Origin of the sequence: Peterkaempfera bronchialis (assembly GCF_003258605.2) — a bacterium.
GTDB lineage: Bacteria > Actinomycetota > Actinomycetes > Streptomycetales > Streptomycetaceae > Peterkaempfera > Peterkaempfera bronchialis.
In genome coordinates, this window is sequence record NZ_CP031264.1 from 4,888,653 (window position 1) to 4,904,818 (window position 16,166).

The 16,166-nt window shown below is 71.3% G+C and carries 9 protein-coding genes and 2 rRNA genes; 6 read left to right on the forward strand and 5 right to left on the reverse strand.

Annotation, left to right across the window (positions count from 1 at the left end; translation table 11 throughout):
* Positions 1-235 precede the first annotated feature (235 nt).
* Positions 236-3,355 (forward strand): 23S ribosomal RNA (locus C7M71_RS21815).
* Between the two features lie 74 nt (positions 3,356-3,429).
* A 5S ribosomal RNA gene (gene rrf / locus C7M71_RS21820) occupies positions 3,430-3,546 on the forward strand.
* A gap of 73 nt (positions 3,547-3,619) precedes the next feature.
* On the opposite strand, the gene C7M71_RS21825 is transcribed toward rrf, so the two are convergent.
* The 3 genes from C7M71_RS21825 to gabT form a co-directional block, all read right to left on the reverse strand.
* A complete protein-coding gene (locus C7M71_RS21825) occupies positions 3,620-4,018 on the reverse strand; it encodes a hypothetical protein (RefSeq protein WP_229758840.1) in 399 nt (132 codons plus the stop codon).
* 92 nt (positions 4,019-4,110) lie between these two features.
* Positions 4,111-4,755, reverse strand: coding sequence for a phosphatase PAP2 family protein (locus tag C7M71_RS21830; RefSeq protein ID WP_162824328.1), 645 nt, complete (start codon positions 4,753-4,755; stop codon positions 4,111-4,113).
* A gap of 336 nt (positions 4,756-5,091) precedes the next feature.
* Entirely contained in the window at positions 5,092-6,477 is a 1,386-nt protein-coding gene (gabT, locus tag C7M71_RS21835) for a 4-aminobutyrate--2-oxoglutarate transaminase (RefSeq protein WP_111494366.1), read from the reverse strand.
* Between the two features lie 253 nt (positions 6,478-6,730).
* Here gabT and C7M71_RS21840 point away from each other — a divergent pair, with 253 nt between their 5' ends.
* From C7M71_RS21840 to C7M71_RS21850, 3 genes are all read left to right on the forward strand, one after another.
* Entirely contained in the window at positions 6,731-8,878 is a 2,148-nt protein-coding gene (locus C7M71_RS21840; RefSeq protein ID WP_229758841.1) for an ATP-binding protein, read from the forward strand.
* 171 nt (positions 8,879-9,049) lie between these two features.
* Positions 9,050-10,645, forward strand: a complete 1,596-nt coding sequence (locus tag C7M71_RS21845; RefSeq protein ID WP_114914485.1) for a PucR family transcriptional regulator — start codon at positions 9,050-9,052, stop codon at positions 10,643-10,645.
* Between the two features lie 174 nt (positions 10,646-10,819).
* A complete protein-coding gene (locus tag C7M71_RS21850) occupies positions 10,820-12,265 on the forward strand; it encodes an aldehyde dehydrogenase family protein (protein ID WP_111495036.1) in 1,446 nt (481 codons plus the stop codon).
* A gap of 57 nt (positions 12,266-12,322) precedes the next feature.
* On the opposite strand, the gene C7M71_RS21855 is transcribed toward C7M71_RS21850, so the two are convergent.
* Both C7M71_RS21855 and C7M71_RS21860 read right to left on the reverse strand, forming a co-directional pair.
* Positions 12,323-12,994: a DedA family protein gene (locus tag C7M71_RS21855; protein WP_229758842.1), complete on the reverse strand. Its 672-nt coding sequence runs from the start codon at positions 12,992-12,994 to the stop codon at positions 12,323-12,325.
* A complete protein-coding gene (locus C7M71_RS21860; protein WP_111495034.1) occupies positions 12,991-13,797 on the reverse strand; it encodes an MBL fold metallo-hydrolase in 807 nt (268 codons plus the stop codon). The genes C7M71_RS21855 and C7M71_RS21860 overlap by 4 nt, the downstream gene beginning before the upstream one ends.
* A gap of 187 nt (positions 13,798-13,984) precedes the next feature.
* Here C7M71_RS21860 and C7M71_RS21865 point away from each other — a divergent pair, with 187 nt between their 5' ends.
* On the forward strand, positions 13,985-16,081 hold the full coding sequence (locus tag C7M71_RS21865) for a phage holin family protein (protein ID WP_114914486.1): 2,097 nt from the start codon (positions 13,985-13,987) through the stop codon (positions 16,079-16,081).
* Positions 16,082-16,166 lie beyond the last annotated feature (85 nt).

Genomic DNA, 16,166 nt, shown 5'->3' on the forward strand with positions numbered 1-16,166 from the left:
GGAGCGGTTGCTCATGGGTGGAACGTTGACTATTCGGCACTGTCTGGAAGCTTCTTCTCAGTACTGCGTCTCTTCGGGGGTGTGTGGAACGGTCGGGGTTCTGGGTGGTGTCGGGCGCGCTGTTGGGTCCTGAGGGAACGGTTGGTTGTTTCCTCTGGTTGTGCCGGTCCCATGCTTGTTCTGGGTGGGTGGCTGGTCGTTGTTTGAGAACTGCACAGTGGACGCGAGCATCTGTGGCCAAGTTTTTAAGGGCGCACGGTGGATGCCTTGGCACCAGGAACCGATGAAGGACGTGGGAGGCCGCGATAGGCCCCGGGGAGCTGTCAACCGAGCTTTGATCCGGGGGTGTCCGAATGGGGAAACCCGGCAGTCGTCATGGGCTGTCACCCGCTGCTGAACACATAGGCAGTGTGGAGGGAACGCGGGGAAGTGAAACATCTCAGTACCCGCAGGAAGAGAAAACAACCGTGATTCCGGGAGTAGTGGCGAGCGAAACCGGATGAGGCTAAACCGTATGTGTGTGATACCCGGCAGGGGTTGCGCGTGCGGGGTTGTGGGAGCGTACTTCAGTCGTCTGCCGGCGGCTGGGCGAGTCAGAAACCGTACAGGTAGTCGAAGGGCATGCGAAAGGCCCGGCGTAGAGGGTAAGACCCCCGTAGACGAAATCTGTGCGGCTTGCTTGTGCGTTTCCCAAGTAGCACGGGGCCCGAGAAATCCCGTGTGAATCTGGCGGGACCACCCGCTAAGCCTAAATATTCCCTGGTGACCGATAGCGGATAGTACCGTGAGGGAATGGTGAAAAGTACCGCGGGAGCGGAGTGAAATAGTACCTGAAACCGTGTGCCTACAAGCCGTGGGAGCGTCGTTCGTCAGCTTGCTGACGGGCCGTGACTGCGTGCCTTTTGAAGAATGAGCCTGCGAGTTTGCGGTGTGTGGCGAGGTTAACCCGTGTGGGGTAGCCGTAGCGAAAGCGAGTCCGAACAGGGCGTTCTTAGTCGCATGCCCAAGACCCGAAGCGGAGTGATCTAGCCATGGGCAGGGTGAAGCGCGGGTAAGACCGTGTGGAGGCCCGAACCCACCAGGGTTGAAAACCTGGGGATGACCTGTGGTTAGGGGTGAAAGGCCAATCAAACTCCGTGATAGCTGGTTCTCCCCGAAATGCATTTAGGTGCAGCGTCGTGTGTTTCTTGCCGGAGGTAGAGCACTGGATAGGCGATGGGCCTCACCGGGTTACTGACCTTAGCCAAACTCCGAATGCCGGTAAGTGAGAGCGCGGCAGTGAGACTGCGGGGATAAGCTCCGTGGTCGAGAGGGAAACAGCCCAGAACACCGGCTAAGGCCCCTAAGCGTGTGCTAAGTGGGAAAGGATGTGGAGTCGCAGAGACAACCAGGAGGTTGGCTTAGAAGCAGCCACCCTTGAAAGAGTGCGTAATAGCTCACTGGTCAAGTGATTCCGCGCCGACAATGTAGCGGGGCTCAAGTACACCGCCGAAGCCGTGTCACTCACACAAATAGCCTTAACGGGTGTGTGGGTGGGTAGGGGAGCGTCGTGTGCCGGGTGAAGCGGCGGCGGGAGCCAGTCGTGGACGGTATACGAGTGAGAATGCAGGCATGAGTAGCGATACAAGAGTGGGAAACTCTTGCGCCGATTGACCAAGGGTTCCTGGGTCAAGCTGATCTGCCCAGGGTAAGTCGGGACCTAAGGCGAGGCCGACAGGCGTAGTCGATGGACAACGGGTTGATATTCCCGTACCCGCTGTAGAGCGTCAACGCTGAACCTCTGAATGCTAAGGCCGTGAAGCCGCCCCGGAGTCTTCGGACAAAGGGGAGTGGTGGAGCCGCCGGTCCAACAGGGTAGTAGGTGAGCGATGGGGTGACGCAGGAAGGTAGTCCAGCCCGGGCGGTGGTTGTCCCGGGGTAAGGGTGTAGGACGTGGGGTAGGCAAATCCGCCCTGCATATAGTCTGAGACCTGATGCCGAGCCGATTGTGGTGAAGTGGATGATCCTATGCTGTCGAGAAAAGCCTCTAGCGAGTTCTATGGCGGCCCGTACCCCAAACCGACTCAGGTGGTCAGGTAGAGAATACCGAGGCGTTCGGGTGAACCGTGGTTAAGGAACTCGGCAAAATGCCCCCGTAACTTCGGGAGAAGGGGGGCCATTGCTGGTGAGGGGTCTTGCACTCTGAGCTGGTGGTGGCCGCAGAGACCAGCGAGAAGCGACTGTTTACTAAAAACACAGGTCCGTGCGAAGCCGTAAGGCGATGTATACGGACTGACGCCTGCCCGGTGCTGGAACGTTAAGGGGACCGGTTAGTCATGATTCGTCGTGGCGAAGCTGAGAACTTAAGCGCCAGTAAACGGCGGTGGTAACTATAACCATCCTAAGGTAGCGAAATTCCTTGTCGGGTAAGTTCCGACCTGCACGAATGGCGTAACGACTTCTCGACTGTCTCAACCACGGGCCCGGTGAAATTGCATTACGAGTAAAGATGCTCGTTTCGCGCAGCAGGACGGAAAGACCCCGGGACCTTTACTATAGCTTGATATTGGTGTTCGGTTCGGCTTGTGTAGGATAGGTGGGAGACTGTGAAGCTGTGACGCCAGTCATGGTGGAGTCATCGTTGAAATACCACTCTGGTCGTGCTGGATGTCTAACCTGGGTCCGTGATCCGGATCAGGGACAGTGTCTGGTGGGTAGTTTAACTGGGGCGGTTGCCTCCTAAAGGGTAACGGAGGCGCCCAAAGGTTCCCTCAGCCTGGTTGGCAATCAGGTGTTGAGTGTAAGTGCACAAGGGAGCTTGACTGTGAGACCGACGGGTCGAGCAGGTGCGAAAGCAGGGACTAGTGATCCGGCGGTGGCTTGTGGAAGCGCCGTCGCTCAACGGATAAAAGGTACCCCGGGGATAACAGGCTGATCTTCCCCAAGAGTCCATATCGACGGGATGGTTTGGCACCTCGATGTCGGCTCGTCGCATCCTGGGGCTGGAGTAGGTCCCAAGGGTTGGGCTGTTCGCCCATTAAAGCGGTACGCGAGCTGGGTTTAGAACGTCGTGAGACAGTTCGGTCCCTATCCGCTGTGCGCGTAGGAGTCTTGAGAAGGGCTGTCCCTAGTACGAGAGGACCGGGACGGACGGACCTCTGGTGTGCCAGTTGTTCTGCCAAGGGCATGGCTGGTTGGCTACGTTCGGGAGGGATAACCGCTGAAAGCATCTAAGCGGGAAGCCTGCTTCGAGATGAGGGCTCCCACCACCTTGAGTGGGTAAGGCTCCCAGTAGACGACTGGGTTGATAGGCCGGGTGTGGAAGCCTCGTGAGGGGTGGAGCTGACCGGTACTAATAGGCCGAGGGCTTGTCCATAGTTGCTCCGCGTCCACTGTGTTGTTCTGAAGCAATGACCTGTGCCGGTTGCCGGTGGGTCAACTTCATAGTGTTTCGGTGGTCATAGCGTGAGGGAAACGCCCGGTTACATTCCGAACCCGGAAGCTAAGCCTTACAGCGCCGATGGTACTGCAGGGGGGACCCTGTGGGAGAGTAGGACGCCGCCGAACAATCTTTGACGGGAGGGCCCCGTAGCCGGAAGGCTACGGGGCCCTTTCGCATGCCCGGACCAAGGCTCAAGGCTCAGTGGCCGAAGAGGTGCAGCCGATGCCGTCCCCCCGAGCGGGTGTCCCGGGAGGCCCCGGAGAGCGTGGGGTCGGTGGTGGTGTCCCCCCTGTCATCGAGCCGCGCGGCCAGTTCATCGCGCTGTGCGGTGGCCACGGCGGCGTCCCTCCGGGCGGCGCGCAGACGCACGCTCTTCCGGCGGTGATGCGCGAGGCCCGCCGCCAGCATTGCCAGGGCCAGGCCGAACACCAGCGTCAGCGCGATGCCGGCCAGAAAGGCCCCGAGGTGGTTGAGCGTGACGAGGTTGTGGCCGAACATGGTCACGGTGTACCCGGGTCCGCTCGACAGGTTGTAGGCGATCAGCAGTCCGACAAATGCGGCCGTCGCTGCGGCCAGCAGCAGTCCCAGCAAAAGCATGTCACTCGCCTCGTTCTGCGCTTGCTTCCCTTGGCTGTTCCTTGGGCGGCTACCCGAGGTGGGAGGCTTGACACCCGACAGCGGGGCCCGGGTCAGCCGCGATCGGCGAGCCGGGGCAGCAGGCGGCCGAGGGTCCAGAGCACCAGGCCCGACAGGCACCAGCTCGCGACCACGTCCAGGAACCAGTGGTAGTCGCACCACATCAGGCCCGCACCCACGCCCGTGCCGAGCAGCAGCGCCCCCGCCCGGAGGGCGGTCCGTACCCCGCTGCGGACGGTGGCCCGGGCCAGCAGCAGTGCCGAGGTGCCATAGGCGATGGCGGCGGTGGCGGTGTGGCCCGAGGGGTACCAGCCCCACTGGTCGGGCAGCAGCACCAGGCCGTCCGGACCGGGGCGGGCGAAGTATGCCTTGGCCGGGACCACCAGCAGCGGGATGAGCAGCGAGGTCAGCGCGGCTGCGGCGACGGGGAGCCACCACCGGGGTACGCGGCCACGCAGCGACCGCCAGGTGGACAGCAGGGAGCAGGCCAGCAGGAAGGGGATGGCGACCAGTGAGCCGCCCAGGTCGGAGAGCAGCTGGGCGATGTGGTCGGCGGCGGGCCGCACGGTCTGTGCCGGAAGTGCCCCGTCGGTGCGGGCGATGGCGTCGCGGACCTGGTCGTCGATCCGCAGCAGCGGGCCGTGGCCGGCCACCTGCCAGCTGATGGCGAGCAGCAGGGCCAGCAGGACCAGGGGCACCCAGGGGGCGAGCAGACGAGGCAGCCGCCCCGGAACAGGGGGGAGAGTTCCGGGGCGGCTGGGGTGATCGCCGTTCCGCACGTCCCGGGGGGTGTGGGCCGGGCGGTCGGTCGATCGGCTCTGCGGCGGCGGACCGGAGTCCGCCGGGTTGTCCTCGGAGGTGGATCGCCAGCTGGTCTCGGTAGGAGACATCACCGACGGTTGCTCGTTCTCCATCTGCCATGACATTACGACACCGATCCGGCGTTCCGGTCGCGGAACACGGGGTCGGCACAGCATCTTCACCGTGCGGAGTACAACCTCCACCCCGCGTGAGCCGAGGGTCGGACCGGCAGGTCAGAGCGAGGCGAAGGCACCCTCAAGGATGTCCAGGCCTTCGAGGAGCAGGTGCTCCGGGATGACCAGCGGGGGCAGGAAGCGCAGCACATTGCCGTAGGTGCCGGCGGTGAGGGTGACCAGCCCCTCGGCGTGGCATGCCTTGGCGATGGCGGCGGTGGCCTCCGGGTGGGGCTCCTTGCCGCCCGGCTTGACCAGCTCGACCGCGATCATGGCGCCCCGGCCCCGGATGTCGCCGATCCGCACGGTGTCGGAGTGGGCGTACTTCTCCTGGAGCTCCCGCAGGCGGCCCAGCATGATCTCGCCGATCCGCTGCGCCTTCGCGGTGAGGTCGAGCTCCTTCATGGTCTCGATGGAGCCCAGTGCGGCGGCGCAGGCCACCGGGTTGCCGCCGTAGGTGCCGCCCAGGCCGCCGGAGTGCGCGGCGTCCATGATTTCGGCGCGGCCGGTCACGGCGGCCAGCGGCAGGCCGCCGGCGATGCCCTTGGCAGTGGTGATCAGGTCGGGGACGATGCCCTCGTCCTCACAGGCGAACCACTGGCCGGTGCGGCAGAAGCCGGTCTGGATCTCGTCGGCCACGAAGACGATGCCGTTGGCCTTGGCGAACTCCACGATCGCGGGCAGGAAGCCCTTGGCGGGCTCGATGAAGCCGCCCTCGCCCAGGATGGGCTCGATGATGATCGCGGCGACGTTCTCGGCGCCGATCTGCTTGTTGATGAGGTCGATGGCCTGTGCGGCGGCCTCGGCGGCGCAGTTCTCGGCGCCGGTCAGCCAGCGGTACGGGTAGGCCACCGGGACCCGGTGCACCTCGGGGGCGAACGGGCCGAAGCCCTGCTTGTACGGCATGTTCTTGGCGGTGAGCGCCATGGTGAGGTTGGTGCGGCCGTGGTAGCCGTGGTCGAACACCACGACGGCGCTGCGCTTGGTGTAGGCGCGGGCGATCTTCACGGCGTTCTCGACGGCCTCGGCGCCGGAGTTGAAGAGCGCGCTCCGCTTCTCGTGGTCGCCCGGCGTCAGCGCGTTGAGCTGCTCGGCCACCGCGACATAGCCCTCGTACGGGGTGACCATGAAGCAGGTGTGGGTGAAGGCGGCCAGCTGCTCCGAGGCACGGCTCACCACGGCCTCGGCGGCGTTGCCGACGTTGGTGACGGCGATGCCCGAGCCGAAGTCGATCAGCGAGTTGCCGTCGACGTCCTCCACCACGCCGCCGCCCGCGCGGGTGATGTAGATCGGCAGGGTGGTGCCCACGCCGGCCGCGACGGCGGCGGACTTGCGGGCGTTGAGTTCCTGCGACTTGGGGCCGGGGATCGCGGTGACAAGGCGGCGCTCCTGCGGGAGCGACGGGCCGCCGGGCAGCTGCCCGGCGCTGGACGGAGCAGCGCTCATGGAGTTCTCCAGACGTACGGGGCGGGCCGCGGATTTCGGCTCTCTTGGGTGCAGGCTAAGGCCCGCTTCACGGGGGCTGCATACGCCACTGGGGCGTAGTGGGGCTTCCGAGTTGGCCCCGCCGGACATCGCCGCTCCGCCTGATCCGCTTCCGCGAGCCTCTCACCCGGGCGTGCCGCCTCCACTACATTGAGTCGGGGCTGGTCGGTGGGGTGCGCCGGCGGGTGGAGACGGGCGAGGGAGCGGGGCCGCGATGGGACTGGACGGCACGTACGGACAGCGGACCGGCGGCGAGCCCCCGGTGTCCGAGCCGCCGTTCCTCCCCGGGGCCCGCAAGGACCCGCCGCCGCGGCCCCCCCACAGCCCCGGCCGCCCGTCCGGCGGCCCCTTCGACCTGCGGTCCTGGCTGGCCACGCCGCGTGTCGGCGGCATCCCGGGGGTGTACGGGCTGGGGCATGTGCCCAAGCGGCAGGAGACCGAACCCGGCAGCGCCGCCGTCCCGGGCCGCACACTGCTGGCCAGGGGGGCGCTCAACCTGGTGGTGGCCTGGGTGGTGTTCCTGTACGGCGGACCGGTGGTCTTCCAGGTCCTGGGCTGGGTCTTCCATCTGGACCGCCTGAGCGCGGATGGCTGGACCAGCCCCTATGTACTGGTCCAGGGGGCCCTTCAGGCAGCCATGATCGCGGTCCTTGTCTGGATCTTCGGGCGGATGGGGCGCTGGAAGGAAGTCTGGCGGCGGTATGCCGCTCCCGCGCTGTCCCGGCTGGTCACCCATGAGCGGCCGGAGCCGGGGGACGGGCCGGGGGTGCCGGGCGTGGCGGAGGTGGACCCGTGGGAGGGGATGCGGGGGGCCGGGGAGCAGGCCGGGGTGTGGCGGCTGGACGAGGAGACCCGGCGCGGGGCCGTCGGGGATGTGGACTATGTGCGGATCCGGCGGGCGTGGCAGGGGGTGGTCGCCGACCCGGGGCGGCTGCGGCAGTTCGCCGAGGAGGTGGCCGGGCGCGGGGGTGCCGCCTGTGCGCACCCGTCGGCGGCGCGTGACCTGGACCGGCGGTGGGCCGAGCATGATCTGCTGGCCCGCCAGGTGCGGCTCGGGGTGGCGCAGGATGTGCCGAAGAACCCGGTGACGCACCGGGGGGCGGGGTTCGCCCTGGACCCCGCGCTGCTGGGGACGTCGCTGCTGGCGGTCGGACCGGCGGGCACCGGGAAGTCGGCACTGCTGGTGCGTCCGGTGGCCGAGGCGCTCTGCCTCCAGGCGCTGGCCAACACCGCCTGCGTGGTCGTGGTCGGGGCGGCCGACGCCGACCTGGGGCCGGATGCGTCGTACGACGTGGTGATCGCCCCCGGCGACCCGGACTCGGCGTATGGGCTGGACCTCTACGGCGCCACGCAGAACACCGACGAGGCCGCCGCCCGGCTGGCCGACGCGCTGCTGCCGGACGAGCTGGCGCTGCGGGCCGAGGGTGCCCGGGCGACGGTGCAGCAGGTGGTGGGCCCCTTCCGGGCGGCGCATGGGCGCCACCCCGGGGTGCAGGAGCTGCGCGATCTGCTGCTGGGCGAGGCACCGGCCTGGTCGGGCCTGTACGAGGCGCTGCGGGCGGCCGGCCGGCTGGAGGCGCACCGCCATGACCTCCAGCAGCGGGAGCGGCAGCACGGCCGGGCCGACGACCCGGGGACGCTGCTGGCGGACCGGCTGGCGCTGCTGGACCGGCCGGCCTTCGCGGGCTGCTTCAATCCGTCGGAGCCGGAGCTGGGCCGGGAGAAGCCGCCGTTTGCGATGCGGGCGCTGGACCATCCGCTGCGGGTGCGGGTGAAGCTCCCCGAGCAGAGCCATCCGGAGGCGGCGCGGATGCTGGCCCGGCTGGTGGTGGCGCAGTTTGTGCAGGCGGCGTGCGGGCGGCAGGACCGGTCGCTCTTCGCCGGGCTGGTGGTGGACGACGCCGCGGCGGCGGTCGACGGCCACACGGTGCGCGGGTTGCAGCGGATGCGCGGCGCCAACGCGGGCGCGCTGCTGACCCTGCGCAGCCTCGCGGACCTGCCGGAGACGCTGCGGACGCCGCTCTTCGGCGCGGTCGGCTGCCGGATGGCCTTCCCCGGGATCGCGCCGTGGGACGGCAGGCTCTTCGCGGAGGCATGGGGCACCGTCTGGGTGCAGGAGAAGGCGGTCACCCAGACCCCGGACACCTCCGGCGGGCTGCTGCGCCGCTCCGCCCGTGCCTTCCGGGGACTGCTGGCCGGTACCCCCGTGCAGACGGAGAGCGTGACCACCCGGTCCGTGGAGCGCCAGCTGTGGTCGCCCTCCGACCTGGCGCACGCCCTGCCGACCGGTCATGCGGTGGTGTCGCTGACCAGCGTGGAGGGTGCTCAGGTGCCGCCGCTGCTGGTCGATCTGCGGAGCTGACCGGGCCGGGTCGTGCCGCAGCGGAGGACTCCGTGGCAGTGGTTGTCCGGGGCGTCCATAATCGTGTCGTAGCCGCACGTCCTGTCCCGTTTCCGACGACCGTGCCGCACCGCCGGTGCCGCGAGGATGCGGTGCCGCGACGGGCGGTGCGGCGCGCTCTCCGAAGGTGCCATGCCCCCGACCCTCGCCTCCCTGGTCCGCAACTCCTCCCTGCACCTGACCGTCCTCGCCGGCGAGGACCAGCTCGACCGGCCGGTGCGCTGGGTGCACACCAGTGAACTGGACGACCCCACACCGTTCCTGGAGGGGGGAGAGCTGCTGCTCACCACCGGGATCAAGCTCGGCGGCCCGGACGGCCCGGACGGACCGGGTCGTGGTGACGCGGCGCTGCGGGCCTATGTGCACCGGCTCGCCGACGCCGGGGTGGTGGGCCTGGGCATGGGCGTCGGCCTCTCCCACAGCGAGGTGCCGCAGCCGCTGGTGGAGGCGGCGGCAGAGCGCGGGCTGCCGCTGCTGCGGGTGCCGCAGCCGACCCCGTTCATCGCGATCAGCAAGGCGGTGTCGGCGGCGCTGGCCGCCGAGCAGTACGAGGCGGTCACCACCAGCTTCGAGGCGCAGGAGGAGCTCACCCGGGCGGCGCTCGGCAAGGGCGGCACAGCCGCCGTGGTCCGCCGGCTGGCCGGGCGGCTGGGCGGCTGGGCGGCGCTGTACGACGCCTCGGGCGCGCTGTCGGTGGTGGCGCCGGACTGGGCGGCCCGGCGGGCGTCCCGGCTGGCCGGGGAGGTGGACCGGCTGCGCCGCCGTCCGGCTCCGTCGAGCGCCGCGCTGCAGGGGCGGCCCGGCGGGGTGGACACCGCCGACGAGGACTTTGTGGTGCTCCAGTCGCTGGGCGCGGACCGCCGCCCGCGCGGCTTTCTGGCGGTCGGCACCGAGGACCGGCTGAGCCCCACCGAGCGCTATGTGCTCAACGCGGCGGTGGCGCTGCTCACCCTCACCCTGGAGCGCTCCCGGGAGCTGCGCCGGGCCGAGGAGCGGATGGGTACGGCGCTGCTGCGGCTGGTGCTGGCCGGGGAGGCGGCGACCGCGCGCGAGGTGGCGGCGGTGCTGTACGGGGGCCTGCCGGAGGGCGCGGTGCGGGTGCTGCTGGCGCAGCCGCCGGAGGGCGCGCAGGGGGACGAGGACCCGCTGGCGGACCTCGCCGACCGGGCGGAGCAGGCGGCGCGGCGGGCGGGGGAGCGGCTGCTGGTGGCCCGGGAGCGGTCGGGGCCGGAGGAGCGGCTGGTGCTGCTGGTCCCGGACGGCGGCGCGGTGCACCGGGACTGCCTGACGGCGGCGGAGCAGGACGAGGCGGTGACGCTGGGCGTCTCGGCGTCGGCCGGGATGGAGCAGGCGGGGGCGGCGTTCGCCCAGGCGGAGCGGGCGCTGGCGGTGGCGCTGCGCGGCGGGCGGCGGGTGGTGGACCACGACGAGGTGGGGGCGGGGTCGCTGCTGCCGCTGCTGGGTGACGAGGCGGTGGCCGCGTTCGCGGAGGGGCTGCTGCGGCCGCTGCGGGAGCATGACCGTACCGCGCGCGGCGATCTGGAGGCTTCGCTGCGGGCCTGGCTGTCGCGGCACGGCCAGTGGGACGCGGCGGCGGCCGACCTGGGGGTGCATCGGCACACGCTGCGGTACCGGATGCGCCGGGTGGAGGAGCTGCTGGGCCGGTCGCTGGACGACACCGATGTGCGCATGGAGCTCTGGCTGGCGCTGCGGGCCGGCGACCGCTGACCGGTGGGGCCCATCCGCCCTGGTCGTGTACGCCGCTGCGGAGTGTCCGGGCGGCCGGGTACTCCTCGGCGGCCAATCTGCCCGGGCGGGTCGGCGCCCTACCGTGGTGAGGCGCGGCGGCCGACCGCCGCCGACACCGCAGCAGAGACGACCAGGGAAGGGCCGGTACCGACTGTGACCACCACCCATGATTTCTGGCTGGCCGGCCGCCGGGAGAGCGGCCCGGAGGCCTTCGAGGTCCACCACCCCTGGGACGGCAGCCTCGTCGGCCGCGTCAGCGTGCCCACGGAGGAGCAGGTGGAGGAGGCGATTGCCGCCGCCGTCGCCGTACAGGACGCGTACTCCGCCACCCCGGCGCACGTCCGGGCCGCCGCGCTGGACCATGTCTCCAAGCGGCTGGTCGAGCGGACCGAGGAGCTGGCCCGGCTGGTCACCGCCGAGAACGGCAAGCCGATCAAGTGGGCCCGGGGCGAGATCGGCCGGGCGGCCTCGGTGTTCCGCTGGGCCGCCGAGGAGGCCCGCCGGTTCAACAGCGGCGAGGCGCAGCGGCTGGACACCGACGCCGGCGGCGCCGGCCGCCTCGCGCTCACCCGGCGCTTCCCGCGCGGCGTGGTGCTGGGCATCGCCCCGTTCAACTTCCCGCTGAACCTGGTGGCGCACAAGGTCGCCCCGGCCATCGCGGTCGGCACCCCGATCATCCTCAAGCCGGCCCCGGCCACGCCGATCTCCGCGCTGGTGCTGGGCGAGATCCTGGCCGAGACCGACCTGCCCGCCGGGTCGTGGAGCGTCCTGCCGGTCCCCAACGACCGGATGCCCGCCCTGGTGCGGGACGAGCGGCTGCCGGTGATCTCCTTCACCGGCTCCGGCCCGGTCGGCTGGGGCATCCTCGACTCCGCGCCGCGCAAGCACGTCACCCTGGAGCTGGGCGGCAACGCCGCAGCGGTGGTCCTCGCCGACTGGTCGAGCGAGGAGGACCTGGAGTGGGCCGCGACCCGCATCGCGACCTTCGCCAACTACCAGGGCGGCCAGTCCTGCATCTCGGTGCAGCGGGTCATCGCCGACGCCGCCGTCTACGACCGGCTCGCGGCGAAGGTCGTCGCCAAGGTGCAGACCCAGGTGACCGGTGACCCCTCGGACGACGCGGTGGACGTCGGCCCGCTGGTGAGCGAGGACGCCGCCAAGCGCGTCGAGTCCTGGGTGGACGAGGCCGTGGCGGCCGGCGCCCGGCTGCTGGCCGGCGGCAAGCGCGAGGGCGCCAGCTATGCGCCGACCGTGCTGGCCGACCTGCCCGCTGGTGTGACGCTCTCCTGTGAGGAGGTCTTCGGCCCGGTGCTGAGCCTGCACCGGGTGGAGGGCGCCGAGGAGGCGTTCGCCACGGTCAACGACTCCCCGTACGGGCTCCAGGCGGGTGTCTTCACCCACGACCTTCAGACCGCCTTCCGCGCCCACCGGGAGCTGGAGGTCGGCGGCGTGATCGTCGGCGATGTGCCGTCCTACCGGGCCGACCAGATGCCGTACGGCGGCGCCAAGCAGTCCGGTGTGGGCCGCGAGGGCGTCAAGTACGCGATGGACGACTACACCTATGAGCGGGTGCTGGTGCTGACCGGCCTGGCCCTCTGACGCGGTGGACCGCCCGAGGCCCCTCTCCCTGTGCTGGGAGAGGGGCCTCGGCCGTTTTCAGCGGGCGACGCGTTCCTCGGGGGCCAGCGGCGGCTCCCCGCCCGCCGAGCGGCGGCGCAGGGCGGGAACGGCGGCCAGCAGCAGGACCAGCCCCACCGCCGCCAGCACCCCCTCCCAGGGCTCCCGGAACAGCACGCCGCCCACCACGCCGATCGCCTGGTAGCAGAGCGCCCAGGCCACCGCGGCGAACACATCCGCCCGCAGAAAGCGGCGGACCGGCCAGCCGGAGACCAGGCAGGCCGCCATCACCGGGATCCGCCCCGCCGGGATCAGCCGGGAGAGCACCAGCACCGCCCGGTCGTGCGCGGCCAGGCGGTCCTGGGCGGCGCGCATCCTGGGGGTGTCCATATGGCCGCGCAGCTGCCCGGCCCAGCGGCCCCCGGCGTGTACGGCCAGCCAGTACAGCAGCGCATCGCCCACCCAGGCGGCGAGCGACGCGACACCGAGCACCAAGGGCAGGTCCACGGCCGGCCAGTGGGAGTGCCAGGCGACCACCGAGGCCGCGCTCACCAGCGCCCCGGTGGGCAGCACCGGTAGCACCGAACCCACGACGACCAGCACGAAGAGCGTCGGGTAGCCGACGGCCTGCGGGGTGGACGAGGAGTCGGTCACGGTCACACCGGCGGTCAGGCCGGCCGTGGCGAGGCCGGTCCACAGGGGATGGCTCACCGGCGGCCGTCCTCGGCGCCACCGGTTCGTACGCCGGGGCCGACGGTCAGGTCGACGGTGCCGCCCGGGGTGAGTTCATGCACGGCGGTGCCCGGTGCCAGCCGGGCGGCGTGGCGGGCGAACTCCCGGCCGGGGGCGTCGAACCAGGCTCCGGGGCGGCTGCCCAGCCCCATCGGGCAGAAGGTGCCGAAGTGCACGGGGACGGCGCTGCGCGGCGCCAGCACCCGTACGGCCTCGGCGGCCCGCCCCGCGTCGAGGTGGCCGGGGCCTAGGCCCGGTCCCCAGCCGCCCACCGGCAGCAGCGCATGGTCGCAGGGGCCGACCTCGTCGGCCAGGCCCGGGAAGAGGTCGGTGTCGCCCGCGAAGTAGGTGGTGGCCGCGCCCCGGATCACAAAGCCCAGCGGCTGCACCCGCTGCGGGCCGACCGGCAGCCGGCGGCCGTCGTGGCGGGCGGCCACGGCGCGGACCACCAGGGCGCCGACCGTGAACTGCTCGCCGGGGGCCAGCTCGGCCAGGCGGAGGTGGCCGAGTCGGCGCAGGGACGGGACGGCGCGCAGGGCGCCGCGTGGCAGCAGCACCGGGGTGCCGGGCGGCAGTGCCCGCAGGGAGGGCAGGTGCAGATGGTCCGCGTGCAGGTGGGAGACGAGCGCGGCGTCGGCGCGCAGCGCCTCGGCGCCGGGCAGTGGGCCGCGTCGGCGGCGCAGGTGTGCGAGGCGGGCGGTGAGCAGCGGGTCGGTGAGCAGCCGGACACCGGAGTCCTCCACGGTGACGGTGGCATGGCCCCACCAGGTGATGACCGCCACGTCCGGGCCCCTCTCGCCTGGTCCGCCCCGCCCGCCTGACGGCGGGCCGGTAGCGCTGCTCCGATCAGGTTACTTCGGCTGGAACGGGGAGGGTGCGGATGTGGGCGGGGCCCGGGCCGGGTGGGGGTGGGGCGGCGGGGGAGACTGGCCGGGGGTTTTCGGAGTGGTGAGGAGGCGGGTCCGGGGTATGGCGCGGTGGCGGAGCGTGTCGCGGGCGGTGGCGCAGACCCTGGCGGTGTGGCTGGCCGCGACGGTGACGCTTGCGGTCCTGGCGGTGGTGCTGCCGGGTTTCCAGCTGGCGTCCGGCCCCGGTCCGGGGCCGGTGGGGCCGCTGGTGGCGGCCGGTACGGCGGCGGCCTTCATCGGCGTGCTGGGCGCCGTGCTGTGGCCGCTGATCGTACGGGCGCTGCTGCTGGTGCCCGCGCTGGTGCTGGCACTGCTGGTCTTCGGCCTCAACGGAGCCGTGGTCCTCGTCGCCCTGGAGCTGCTGCCGGAGCGCCCCGGCAGCCTCACCCTGTCCACCGCCGCCGTGGTGGCGGCGGTGCTCTCGGGCACCACCTCGGCCGCGCACGGCGCCATCGCCGCCCGGGACGACGAGGCGTACCGGCGGCGGCTGGCCCGGTTGGCGGGGCGCCGCGCGGGGCGGCGGGTCCGGGACGGGGCACCGCAGCCGGGGGCGGCCCCCGGGGTGGTCTTCCTCCAGCTGGACGGGCTGGGCCACGAGGTGCTGGTGCGGGCGCTGCGGGACGGCGTGATGCCGACGCTGTCCGGCTGGCTGTCCGGCGGCAGCCACCGGCTGGCCCCGTGGCGCACCGACTGGTCCAGCCAGACCGGCGCCAGCCAGCTGGGCATCCTGCACGGCGACAACCACGATGTGCCCGCCTTCCGCTGGTACGAGAAGGACACCGGCCGGCTGATGGTGTGCAACCACCCGTCGAGCGCGGCCGAGCTGGAGCGCCGCCGCGCCGACCGGCCGGGCCTGCTGGCCCGGGACGGCGCCAGCCGGGGCAACCTCTTCAGCGGCGGGGCGCAGCAGTCGGCGCTGGTGCTCAGCGTCTCGGGCCGGCTGGGGCGGCGGGACCGGTCCGGTTACTTCAGCTACTTCGCCGACCCGGCCAATGCGCTGCGGACGCTGGGTTCGCTGCTGGCCGAGGTGGGGCGGGAGCTGGTGCAGTCGGTCCGGCAGCGGCTGCGCGACGTACGGCCCCGGGTGCGGCGCGGCGGGCTCTACCCGCTGGTGCGGGCGTTCGCCACGGTGGTGGAGCGGGATGTGGTGGTGGCCGCGGTGGTGGGCGACATGCTGGCGGGCCGGTCGGCCGTCTACGCCGATCTGGTGGCGTACGACGAGGTGGCGCACCACTCGGGCGTGGAGCGGCCGGAGACGCTGGAGGTGCTGCGCCGCCTGGACCGCGCCGTGGCGCTGATCGCCGGGGTGGCCCGCTATGCGCCCCGGCCGTACCGGATCGTGGTGCTCTCCGACCACGGGCAGAGCCAGGGGGAGACATTCGCGCAGGCGTACGGGCAGAGCCTGGAGCAGCTGGTGCGGTCCGGCTGCGGGATGCGCGGGCCGCTGCCGGACGGGCAGGCGGGGGCGGACGGGCAGGCGGGGGCCGACGCCGGGCGGGGCGCGGAGGCGCGTACGGCGGCGCAGCTGGCCCTGTACGGGCGTGAGCGGGCCATGGCCGCGCCGGGCATGCGGGAGGCGGCACGGGAGGCGCGGGGGGAGCCGCTGGTGCTGGCCTCCGGCAATCTGGGCCTGGTCTACTTCCGCGACCTGCCGCGCCGGATGACGCTGGAGGAGATCGAGCGGCGCCACCCGGGGGTGCTGGCGGCGCTGACCGGGCATCCGGGGATCGGCTTCGTCCTGGTCCGCAGCGAGGAGCGGGGGCCGCTGGTGATCGGGCCGGGCGGGCTGCGGGAGCTGGCGACCGGCGTGGTGAAGGGCGACGATCCGCTGGCGGTCTTCGGCGAGGGGGCCGCGCAGGCGGTGGCCCGCACCGACTCCTTCCCGCACTGCGCGGATCTGATGGTGAACAGCGCCTATGACCCGGCGACGGGGGAGGTGCACGCCTTCGAGGAGCAGGTGGGCTCGCACGGCGGTCTGGGCGGCGGGCAGAGCCGCCCGTTCCTGCTGCACCCGGTGGCGCTGCGCGGGCCGGAGGGGGAGCTGGTGGGCGCGGAGGCCGTGCACCTGCTCTTCCGGGGGTGGCTTGAGGAGTCGCAGTCGCCCGAGGTGACCGGTGGGGCGGACGTGAATGCGGTGCCGACTCCTGGGCAGAAGTAGCTCGTCCTCACGTCTGGTGATGTTGGCGTCACCGTGGGTACCGTCAGGTAGTACCGGCTGGTAACAGACGTTTCCCGCCCGTCCC